At 60.2% G+C, this 12,073-nt stretch carries 7 protein-coding genes; all 7 read left to right on the top strand.

The annotated features are described in order from the left end of the window. Positions 1-551 precede the first annotated feature (551 nt). Complete coding sequence (lhgO, locus tag OOZ51_RS19825; protein WP_265981506.1) at positions 552-1,784, top strand: L-2-hydroxyglutarate oxidase; 1,233 nt, start codon at positions 552-554, stop codon at positions 1,782-1,784. Between the two features lie 444 nt (positions 1,785-2,228). Then, positions 2,229-3,671, top strand: a complete 1,443-nt coding sequence (locus OOZ51_RS19820) for an amidohydrolase family protein (protein WP_265981505.1) — start codon at positions 2,229-2,231, stop codon at positions 3,669-3,671. A 1,649-nt stretch (positions 3,672-5,320) separates the two neighbouring features. After that, positions 5,321-6,535: an ABC transporter substrate-binding protein gene (locus OOZ51_RS19815; RefSeq protein WP_265981504.1), complete on the top strand. Its 1,215-nt coding sequence runs from the start codon at positions 5,321-5,323 to the stop codon at positions 6,533-6,535. Positions 6,536-6,726: 191 nt separating this feature from the next. After that, positions 6,727-7,128, top strand: a complete 402-nt coding sequence (locus OOZ51_RS19810; RefSeq protein ID WP_265981502.1) for a Rid family hydrolase — start codon at positions 6,727-6,729, stop codon at positions 7,126-7,128. A gap of 197 nt (positions 7,129-7,325) precedes the next feature. Next, a complete protein-coding gene (locus OOZ51_RS19805; protein WP_265981501.1) occupies positions 7,326-8,060 on the top strand; it encodes a DUF1028 domain-containing protein in 735 nt (244 codons plus the stop codon). Positions 8,061-8,795: 735 nt separating this feature from the next. Then, a complete protein-coding gene (aceB, locus tag OOZ51_RS19795) occupies positions 8,796-10,448 on the top strand; it encodes a malate synthase A (RefSeq protein WP_265981499.1) in 1,653 nt (550 codons plus the stop codon). An 886-nt stretch (positions 10,449-11,334) separates the two neighbouring features. After that, complete coding sequence (locus OOZ51_RS19790; RefSeq protein WP_265981497.1) at positions 11,335-11,538, top strand: hypothetical protein; 204 nt, start codon at positions 11,335-11,337, stop codon at positions 11,536-11,538. Positions 11,539-12,073 lie beyond the last annotated feature (535 nt).

Genomic DNA, 12,073 nt, shown 5'->3' with positions numbered 1-12,073 from the left:
CGGCCAGCCCTTCTTAATGAAGGTGCGGTTACGCTACCCAAGCGACCAAGTGACCGAAAACGGGCAAGAAGGAACTTCTGGACGTCCACGCGCTGGTGCCGGCTTCCCAAAGTGTCATTCCTGCTATGACTCTCCGGCGCCCCAGACCGGCGCTTTCCGAGTCAGCCCCTTCTCCGGAAGTTGAGGCCAGGGATATGGCAATCAGAATTCTCACCGACCTGGTCCAACGCTGGACCGACCGTCATGATTGAACAGAGACGTGTACACAAGGGGTCTTGCTACACGCGGCAAATTTGGCGGGCGTTACTTCAAGAACGTTGCGGCGCAGGGAGGCTAACGGCACCTACCTTACGCACCTGCGGAGACACCTATGGGTCCAGGACGCCGGTAGCTTGAGTTGGACCTACCGGCAGAGGTTGAGCTGGCCGCGACTATGCCACCATCGATCATGTGCAATCCGCGCACCGAGGCAGGCCTTCGTTCGCCCCATGGGTGGCCGGCAGCGATGTGGGGAGCACTGCACGAAGCAGCGAGAAAGAGAGAAGGAACGAGTGCCCAAGAAACAGTCTTTCGCCGTTATCGGTGCGGGAATCATCGGTGCCGCCGTCGCCCGTGAGCTGACCCGGCGGTTCCCCGATGCCGCCGTGACCATTTTCGAGAAGGAAGCCAGCCCTGCTGCCCACCAGACCGGCCACAATTCGGGCGTGGTTCACGCTGGCCTCTATTACGAGCCCGCTGGGCTCAAGGCCCGGCTCTGCCGACGAGGGGTGGGGCTGCTGCGAGAGTTATGTTCGGAGCGAGGGCTACCGTATGAGGCTTGCGGCAAGGTGCTCGTGGCACTCGACGCCGTCGAGGAGGGCCGTCTCGATGCCATTTTCGAAAGGGCGGTCGCGAACGGTGTCCCGGGCGTCCGCATGCTCAACCCTGAGGAATTGCAGGAGATTGAGCCAAATGTTGTGGGCAGGCGTGCGCTGCATTCGCCGGAGACAGCGATCGTCGACTATACGCGTATCACCGAGGCCTTGATCGATGACATAAGGCAGGCTGGGGGCACCATCAACTTCGTGACCGAGGTCCATAAGGTCAGCGAGTCCGGCACGGCAGCGCAGGTCGCGACAACGTACAGCCAGGAAATGTTCGACTTCGTGATCGTGTGCGCCGGCCTTCAATCAGACCGGCTCGCGGTGCGCTCCGGGGAGGGGAGTGATCCGTCTATCGTGCCGTTTTTCGGGCAGTATTTTGTCCTCGAACCGGCCTTTCGTCATGTAGTCAAGGGCTTGGTCTACCCGGTTGCGGATCCGAAGTACCCGTTCCTTGGCGTGCACCTCACAAAGCGGATCGACGGTGAGACAACCATCGGACCCAACGCCTTCCTGTCCCTTTCGCGCGAGGTCTACAGCGGACTTGGTGCCAACCTGGGCGACATCCTTTCCACGATGTATTTCCCGGGATTCTGGAGGTTCGCCGGTAGGAACACGGCGACGGCGGCCCGAGAAATTCAAACGGTAGTATCGAAGAAACGCTTTATCGCAGAAGCGCAGAAGTACGTCCCATCCATCGAAGGCGCAAATGTTGTGCGGGCCCCAAGAGGCATCCGCGCCCAAGCCCTTTCCCGTGACGGTGGGCTCGTGGACGACTTCATCATCCAGCAGCGCGGGCGCATAACCCACGTTCGCAACGCACCATCCCCCGGGGCGACATCATCGATGGCCATCGCGGAATACATCGTAGACGCGGCCATCAGCCAGCACTCGCTCACCGCGAGACCAAAGGCCCGTGAGTGAAACGCCTTGAAAGCGTGAACCAGGGTCAAGGTGCGGCAGGTAGTCACTTCCAAGCATCCCTAACGAAGAGTTACGAAGAAGTAACGGGGCTGGCGGGCACCCCGGAACGACCGCGCGGATCGATTTCCCTCAGCTGCAGTGAACGGCGGGTTGAACATGGATTTCCTCGCATCCGGACGCAGCTCGAAATATGGTTGCGTGAGGTAAGCAGGCCGGAAGAAGGCCGACTGCTCAGGCCCGGCTGCCGACTGCGCCTTCCGACTTGTGCACCTTCGGTCGGACCTGACACCTGTAGGGCTGCATGAAGGTAGGGCCGCACCGAGCGTACAGTGGGGCTTGACGTCCGTATGTTCTAAGTGGACACTGATCACTGAATGCCGGTCAGGCTCCGCAAATATCGACTGGCGTTACCGACTAAACGACCGTAGAGATCTGAGGCCGCCCGTGATCGCCCCTAACAAAATGCGAGTTCGCCCGTATTACGAAGTCTCCGACGCCGAATGGCAAGAGAAACTGACTGAGCTCGAGACGCAGAACTCGCCTCGGGTTCTCTTCCGAGGGGCCACCATCGTAACGATGGACCCTGAATATCCCGACCTTGCAAAGGGTGATCTCCTCATCGAAGGCAACCGAATTAGCAAGATTTCAGCCGACTTAACCGATGAAGCACTTACTGACGGCACAGTCGTAATTGAGGCCGAGGGCACAATCCTCGCGCCGGGACTTGTCGACGCGCACAGGCATTGCTGGGCGAACAGCCTCCGAAGGCTCATCCCCGATGTGGACCTGGCCGGTTACATGGCGACAACGCACACCGTGATGGCATCCAGTTATAGGCCGCAGGACATGTACGCCGGCGACCTAGCCACAATGCTGGGTGCCCTCGACAGTGGTGTCACTTGCGTACTCGACTTTTCACATAACTCGCGCTCAGCAGCTCACGCCGACGCAGTCTTCGCGGCATATCGAGACTCGGGGATACGAGCAGTTCATGCTTCCGCTGTGCCAGAAGCCGGTGACTGGGATCGGCATTGGCCCGATGACCTGGCACGTCTGAAGGAAGAGTACTGTTCCTCGCCTGCATCACTGAGCACGCTGCGAATGGCCGTCGTCAGCCGCCTTGTTAAGCCGCTCGATGAACTGATGGGCGATGCCCGATCCCTTGGCCTGGGTATCACCCTGGACGCCGTTCTCGGCCCGCAGGGCTCCGAGACAGTCGTTGATCTCGGCCGACGTGGACTCCTGGGCCCCGATGTCACACTGATTCACTGCACGGATCTAACCGACGAAGCATGGCGTCATATCGCGGACTCTGCGACCCGCGTGACCCTTGCCCCAACCTCGGACGCGCAGCTGGGCATCTTCGACGGACAATTCCCCATCCAAAAGTGCCTAGACTTCGGGATCCGGCCAAGCCTTAGCGTCGACGTCGAGATGTCACTCGCGAGCGACATGTTCAGTCAGATGCGCTGCGTACTCACAACGCAGCGCTCGGGCGCCGCGACACGACGCTATGCCGGGGACCCTGAGTTCCCAATGATCGAGACCCGTGACGTGCTGGAATTCGCCACGATCGATAGCGCGAAGGCCATCGGTTTAGAGGACCAGATCGGCTCATTAACACCGGGCAAGCAAGCTGACCTGCTCATGATCCAAGCCGAAGACATCAACAACATGCCCCTCAACAATGCCATAGGTACCATCGTGCTCGGCACGGATTCGAAGAACATCAGTGCCGTCTTCGTTGCAGGGATGGTGCGGAAGTGGAACGGCCGCCTCGTGGGACAGGACCTGAATAACGTCCGTCGGCTCGCCCAGGAAACCCGGGACCACGTGGCATCTCAGGTCGGGCTGCGCGTGGACCCGGTCGTGCCTGTGGGTCGATAGATGCGGGGGCGGCGTAGCAGGCCAAACAATTGCCGTTGACAAATTGACCGCCGAAGAACGTTGAGCTCCCTCCTCCGCCCAGTCACAGGTTGTTCTAACTCGCCGCGCGAGAATTAGCCCACTGAAATACCCGTGCTCGGAATCGCCTCGTCCCTCCCCGAATGTCAGCAGTGGTCGAAAAATGATCCATTTCGCGGGCTGAAAAGTGAGACACTTGACACTGGTTTCTATCCCGATCTTTCCGGTCTTGTCGAGGGCAGCGAGTCGGCATGAGCGTGTTTGAGGCGGCAGTCGTGCTCGAACGAAACGGAGAGGGCTTCGTCGACGATGAGTAGCCCTTAGCGGCGCAACCTGACCAGCTCTTGGGGCCGCCGGCCGTTCTGTTGGGCTGCCTGAAGCTGCTACCAGGTCTATGGCGGTGGCGAATCGGGCCAGTGACCGAGTTGGACGGCTCCCTAGCACAGAGCGGTGGCCAGGAGGTCTTACCGTTGCCGCTAGTCCGAGCAGGAAGATGTGCGATCCTTCGGACCGCGACGGTGGCAAGGCGCGCGATGATATGGCGTTTTGTAGCCTGGCCGGTGATCAAAGTTGAAGTTTTCAAATGATTTCCATGCCGGAACCAGGCGGCTCGCGGTCCTGACTTCGGCACCGGAGGCATCCCTTGCTGCGACTTCCTTGGACAGGACGGCGGCGAGGGATTCCTCATGGGTCCAGTCTCCCTTTGCGAGCCTGGTCCGCGACCCGGAGTGCTGCTTCCCGGATCAGCGTGCCGCCCGGGAGCAGCACTCGATCTGGACCCCGAACGCAGGTCATGGTCCGCCAGATCACCTAGCCCGGTGTCCCGCTGATGGATTGGCAGTCCTTCCACAACGCCCTGCCGCCTCAATATCGGGCCGGTGATGTTGAGACTGGCGCGACAGTACCGAGATCTGCGGTGACATCGCCGAACCGGCCGATGGCCTGCGGCTGGGCGGAGTATGCGCTTTGATCCCGTCCGGACGTAACAGTCCTTTGGGAGCCGCAACCTTGTAGAGAACCCCGTTACTGGTGGAACCGCCGGCAGCGCCAAGGATGGCGGCTGTGTCCGCAGGGAGCAGGTCCAAGGGTCGGGCGCCGGTTCGCCTGAGGAGCCGGGCGTTGGCCTTCGGCAGCCCACTGGCCGGGCCAGTTGTTGACGTCCTTCGGTGATATGAAGACCCAGCGTGGCAGGAAGAAAGTCTCCAGGAACTGGTTGCCCGCTCCAGGCCCTTGCTCTCCGGTCCTTTTGGCCTGCACAATTCTGGTCGAACGCTGGGACTCCCGCCGGCCCGATGCCCGTTTTGTTGTCCCAGATGGAACAGCAGGGCCGAGGGATCCAAGCAGCTCCCGCAACCGGGCCAGCAGGTCCCCGGTCATGCTGGACGGGATGGCGCGGCCATGATGAACAGCGAATGCGAGTTACACCACCAACATCCTGGCTTTGCTGTCACCGGCAGCGCCCTGACGTATGTTGGCAGACCGTCCCCTCGTCGGTGCCCGGGGTTTTATGTGCCCTCGAGACGCACGTACAGTATCAGTTATTTTTTTCTATTGACGTGTGCGCTATTACTCTCTAGTGTTTCGGCTAGCAGAATGCTGATTCCACGATACGGATTACGGAACGGAGTTTCATGAAGATCCATAAGCAGCCTTCGGGGGTGGTGGTGGCATGTTTCGCTGCCGCGATGCTGGTCTTGTCGGCGTGCTCCCCGAGCGGGAGCAGCGCGTCCAAGGATGAGAAGGGCCCGCTCGTGATCGGGGCCGCCGTCGGGCTGACCGGTGTGCTCAAGGATTACGACGGACCGGTCCTCGACGTGGTCAAGTACTCGATCGATCAGCTCAACGCCAAGGGCGGCATCGACGGCCGCCAGGTGGATCTCAAGGTCCTGGACACAAAGTCTGATGTGGCGCGGGGTGGGCAGGTCGCGCAGCAACTCATCGACGACGGCGCCAAGATCATGATCGTCAGCAAAGACTTTGACTTTGGCAGCCCTGCTGCTTCCGTCGCGCAGAAGAACGGCATGGTCAGCATCTCGCTGGGTGCGGCGTCTCCAAAATTCGGTGTTCAGGGCATCGGAGACAAGGCGTACTCATTCGCCCCGTCCGCTGGAAACGCCGGAACCGTGCTGGCGACGTTCTGCAAGGAGAACGGTTACACCAAGGCTTTCACGCTTTTGGATGACACCCTCTCGTATACCCGAGGCGTGAACTCAGCCTTCACAAAGTTCTTCACGAACGGCGGCGGCACCGTCGTCGGCACCGACACCTTCAAGAATGACGACAGCTCGATCGCCGTTCAGATCAACAAGATCAAGGCCGCTGCCCCCGACGTGCTGTTCCTTGCCTCCTACCCGCCTGGTGGCGCATCAGCACTGCGGCAGATCCGCGCCGCGGGCATCGACATCCCCATCCTCTCGGGAGACCCGTTCGACGGCACTAGCTGGAACAGCGCGGTTCCGGATCTCAACAATTTCTACCACACCGCAACCGTCTCGTCATACAAAGACGACGCCGACCCGGCCGTGAACGAATGGCTGGACAAATACTCGAAAACGACAGGAACCACCCTGACCAACGGCGGCGGCCCAGTAGTCGGCGACACAATCGTCCAGGCACTCAAGCTCGCGATCGAAAAAACCGGCAGTACGGACGGTGCGAAGATCGCAGCGGTATGGAACACATTCACAGACCAGCCGTTCCTCACCGGCACCGTTACCTTCACCCCCCAAGCACACATCCCCCTGAACAGCCCGCTCAGGATCATCAAATACACCAACGGCAAGCCCGGCTACATAAAAACCGTCACACCATCGGTCCCCGCCTCCATCACCGACGGAATCGGCTGACACATGAACCAACCCCAACCACGGCTGATATACCCAGGTGGCGCAGCCATGGACTGCGGCAACTGACCGTGAGTGTCCGTGACCGCAGCTAGGTGAAGTCGGGCCATGTACTCACCACCGCAGTAGTGGTGGAGCAGTTTGAATTTGCACAAATCAATGACCGGCATCTGATGCCAATTAAGGAGAAATTAATGTCTAACGGAATCGAAGTGGAAACGACCGCTTACGGCCTGCCGTGGGAAAAAGACTTCCATTACTCCCAGGGAGTCAAGGTCGGGGACACGATCTACCTGTCTGGCCAAATAAATCATGACGCGGACGGAAACCTGGTGGGTGTTGGTGACCTAGAGGCACAAGTCAGGCAGGCATATGCCAACGTCAAGTCTGTCCTCAGTGCCTACGATGCGACGCTTGCCAACGTGGTGGAAGACGTCATATTCGTGACCGATATCTCCGCCGCGATGGGCATCGTACCTGCCGTGCGCCGGGAGCTCTTTGCAGGGCTGACACCAGGTGCCTTGACGCTTGTTCAGGTTTCGGCGCTCTCCTTCCCCGAAACCCAAGTGGAGATCAAGTGCACCGCCAGGATCTAACCGTCCCGGTGTGCAGCGCAAAATGGGCACCGGTGGTGCCTGTATACACGCGGCGCGCACATCACGAGCGTAGGCAGGCAGTGAGCGGCCCGGATCGAGGAGGCCACTTTTGATCGATGCAAAGAATCCGGCACCGACCCATCGAGGCTGGGCCGAATGAGCATAAACATCAAGGCTAGTGATAGGAACGACAGCGAATGACATACACAGTGATGGGCAAGTGCGCGGAGACTGGGGCGATCGGCATCGCCATCACCACTGCCTCGGCGAACGTTTCCAAGACGCTTCCCACCGTCAGGGGCCTAGTGCCCACGATCCAGCAGAACGGCGCGATTGTCTGCTCGCAGTCCATGGGCAACCCGATGCTCCCACACAAGGCCTTTGAGCTGCTCGACCAGGGAAAGTCCTTCGATGAGTTTGAGCAATCTTTCGCGGCAGACGACGAGTACCTTCAATTTCGCCAGATCGGCATCGTGACAGTCAGCGGCGATGTCTGGGCATTCACTGGTGACACATGCTTCCCGGAGAAAGGACATTTCGTCGGCGACGATTATCTCGTCATGGGTAACTGTCTTGGCCCGAACACCCTCGCTGCAATGAAGGACACATACGAGTCTGGGGCCGGAACTGACCTCGCGGAGCGTCTGTTGAGCACGCTGGAAGCCGGGCGGGCCGCGGGCGGTCAATACTGGGAGGGCGAGCCGATTCCCGAATTGTTCTGCTCGCTCTCCGTCTACGACGGCCTGAACCCGTACCCCAAGGTCGATATGCGCGTCGATTTCGACTTGAGTGCAGTGGAAAAGATGCGGCGCATGTACGACCAGTTGCAGTCCCGGACCGAGACTTACTTCGAGACAATGCACCGCCGTCCGCATGAGTTCAAAGACACCGCATCGCATCTCTTGCTGGAAGTTGCCGGGAAGCAGATCTGACCATATAGAGCGCAGTACGCGGCGGGATCACTGTTGCGTGATCGACAGCGGCACCCTCAAGATCGGCCTCCGATCTACTAGGGACTGAGTAACTTGGGTCGCGAACAGCTGGCTGCTCACGGTTTTCGATTAAGTCCCTGACCTGAGAATCTCCCCCGGGAGCTTGGTGATCGGCGATAGATTTTAAGCAATAGGGGATCTCGAGAAGCTCTGGTGCATGTCAAGAGCGAACATTAAGCCAAGAGTCCGAGTGTTCCACCGTAACGCGTTTGGTTTATTCGGGTCGTCTGCAATTCGCACGCTGCATGGTTATTGATGGGTGGTTGTTGCGTCGGTCCGCTGACCGCTTCAACATTTCGGTCCCGACGGCGGCGCGCTAGCCCCGTCGCTACCGGGAGTTGGGAGAGGGTTGGTGGGGTGGGCCCGGACCGCGTATAAGCTGCATCCGAACGTCGTCACAGTTCCCAGCATCCTGGTCCGTTACCTGTGCCCGCCGCTGCGGCTTACCGGCAGTCTTGGTTGTGCTCGGCCAGGTCAAGGGGCTGACGCACCTTCGAACCGGCAGCACTCGGCCTGCTATTCCCCGTCCCGGTATGGACCTCGCTGAGCGAGGCCCGACCGGGACGGGGAACCTTTTACACATGCTGCCGCGACACCGCGCCTTCAGCTTGCGCGTTCCTCGCCCTTGTGCCGCACCCGCCGTCGAACTTCCCTTTCGTCTTTAAGGAGTCTGAAATGAACAGCCTCACCGATAGCTTCACCATTAACGGAATTACCCTGACTGCGCAGCCCATTTGCCGGCAGGACGAGGTGCTCACGCCTGATGCCCTCTCTTTTATCGCCAAGCTGCACCGGGCTACTGCCGACCGGCGGCAGGAGCTGCTGCAGGCGCGGCGGACCCGGCGGGCCGACATTGCCGCCGGAGCGGACCCGCGGTTCCTGCCGGAGACCGAGCACATTCGCAATGATCCGTCCTGGTGGGTTGCTCCCCCGGCCCCCGGCCTGGAGGACCGCCGGGTCGAAATCACCGGTCCGGTGGACAAGAAGATGACTATCAACGCCTTGAACTCCGGCGCCAAGGTGTGGCTGGCGGACATGGAAGATTCCTCCACCCCCACTTGGCGGAACGTCATCCAGGGCCAGCTGAACCTCACCGACGCCCTGGAACGCCGGATCGACTTCACCAGCGACGAGGGCAAGGAATACAAGTTGAAGCCGGCTGGCGACTTGCCCACCATCGTGGTCCGTCCGCGCGGTTGGCACCTGCCGGAGAACCACATGCTCATCGACGGGAAGCCGATCGCCGGAGGCATCGTTGACTTCGGCCTGTTCTTCTTCCACAACGCCCGCCGCCTGCTCGCCCAGGGCAAGGGCCCGTACTTCTACCTGCCCAAGATCGAAAACCACCTCGAAGCCCGCCTCTGGAACGACATCTTCATCCTCGCCCAGGACCTGCTCGGCATCCCGCAAGGCACCATCCGCGCCACCGTCCTGATCGAAACCATCACGGCCGCGTTCGAAATGGATGAGATCCTCTTCGAGCTGCGCGACCACGCCTCGGGCCTGAACGCAGGTCGCTGGGACTACATCTTCTCCCTGATCAAGAACTTCCGCACCCGCGGCCCCCGCTTCGTCCTCCCGGACCGCGCCCAGGTCACCATGACCCAGCCGTTCATGCGCTCCTACACCGAACAGCTGGTCCGGGCCTGCCACCGCCGCGGCGCCATGGCGATCGGCGGCATGGCCGCAGCCGTTCCCAACCGCAAGGACGAGGCCGCCAACACGGCAGCGTTCGAGAAGGTCCGCGCGGACAAGACCCGCGAAGCCGGCGACGGCTTCGATGGTTCCTGGGTCGCCCACCCGGACCTGGTTCCGGTGTGTCGCGAAGTGTTCGACGGCGTACTCGGCGACCGTCCGAACCAACTGGACCGCTCACGTGAGGATGTCACCCCGGACGACCGTGCCCTGATCGACATCGCCTCCACCGAGGGCACCATCACCGAGACCGGCATCCGTAACAACATCGAGGTGGGTATCCGCTACATCGAGTCCTGGTTGCGCGGCAACGGCGCCGTGGCCATCCACAACCTCATGGAGGACGCGGCAACGGCGGAGATCTCCCGATCCCAGCTGTGGCAGTGGATCTACGCCAAGGCCATGACCGACCAGGGCGAAATCGTCAGCCGCGAGTGGGTGGAGGAACTCTTGGACGAGGAATTCGGCCGGCTGGAACGCTCCGACGGCGACCGCTTCGAAGACGCCCGCGACATCTTCGAAGAAGTCACCCTGGCCTGTGAGTTCCCATCCTTCCTCACCCTCCCGGCATACGCCCGCTACATTGCGGAGGCCCGCGAACAGGCAACGGTCGAGGGACCGGCAACCGATTGAATCCATAGACCCCGTCCGCCGGGCTGCCGCCACTCTCGCGACAAGCACCCCGAAATCCGAGGCGCCAGCCGGGCGACGGCTCACCATTTTCAGCGGTGTATTTGAGTCCACGCCAAGCCACAATCGGGTGCAGCCCATGTTCGGTAACTCTGACTCGCTGGCTCGATTCACCGCCTATGAGGCACCACCGCAACTATCAGCAGGACGAGCAAAGTCAGGAGGTTCCGTCGCAGTGGATGAGCATGTAGCAGATTGGACCACCCTGACAGGCCAACTCATCTGCGTCCATAGAAATCGACGACATGTCCGCTACGGGGAGGCTGAAACAGTCTCCCCCGCCGGTGACATCCTTTGGCTGCGCAGCCAAGGAGTGGAACCCCGCGCCCTGTATGAAAAGTCCGACGGCTAGACGGCGTGGACGGAGGCGCTAGCTAATAACTCCATCCCGGCCAACATGGTCCAGCTTGGACCGTTCGCAACGATGTAGGAGCAGGGCAAGCGCAAGTGCTCGCCTGACCCCTGGCGCTCTGGGTTATCCCAACAACCTAAAGGGGCCTCTTCTGGCCCTTCGCCAGTCTCTCCATTCATCCTCCTACCATCCGAGGCTACCGACAGACCAGATCCTGGACACAACCGACCGCGACTGAAACAGTCCCCGCGCGCCGCAGGAAATTTGGCCAGCACACTGGCGGTATGAAAGTTCCCTGGGCCCGTCCGCATAAAACCCGACGCTGTCCTGGACGCGACGGGATCCGGGGTGCCTGCCTCGAGGACGGCCAAGCATTCGAGTATTTCCGTACGTTTCCTGTGCCCCACCGCCGTGAGGACTTCAGCGGCACCTACCCAAAACGGTCTTCTGACCCCGAACTGAAGGAGAAGGACGACTATGTCCAACGCAAACCCAGTGATGACGATCAAAGTTGAGGACCCCGATTCACGAGACCAACAACTAGATCAGGCAACGTCATTACTCCGTGAGATGGCCACTAGCTGCGGCATTCTCGTGACCAGGATCGACTTTACAACATTCACCATCGCCCTTAGCCCCAAAATCCATTTCGGCTACATCCGGGAAGTCGATTTGCTGTGAATGACAGCCTCATGCAGCCCATCGGTTTGGGGGCCAGTCTGTGACAGCGCAAGACGAACAAACGCACGCGAACTCCGGGAAGCATCCGTTGTTGATTTGGACAGGCCTCGACTGTGGAGACGTCGTGTCACTTCGAGTGTCCGGGAAAGGGGACTACATCGGAACAGTGGAGTCGAGGACAAACGACGGACTCATTATTTGGATTAGAAACGATCTAAATGAGAGAAGATTGTTCCATTTTCACGACTGTCAGTCCATCCGTCTTATCGGATGACGACGATGTTTCGTGAAACACCTTTGGCGTAGACAGGATGCCTGAATTAACACGTCACCCACAGCGCCGAGACTTTCCTACACTGACTTCCCTTGGACCGGTCCCTTTTTTCGTATGAGTACGGGGGCCGTCACGTCAAACTAAAGTACACCCTGACCTGACGTCAGACAGGTGGCCAAAGGGCTGGTTGGGCCCCCGTTAGCAGTCCAGCGTCTATGCGATAGCTAATTGGTTTTCTTGCGTCCAGTTCTCCCAGTAGCG

It is taken from the genome of Arthrobacter rhizophilus (genome assembly GCF_026241105.1).
Classification (GTDB): Bacteria; Actinomycetota; Actinomycetes; order Actinomycetales; family Micrococcaceae; genus Arthrobacter.
The sequence above is the reverse complement of the archived record's forward strand: the minus strand, read 5'-3'. Positions and strand labels throughout refer to the sequence as shown.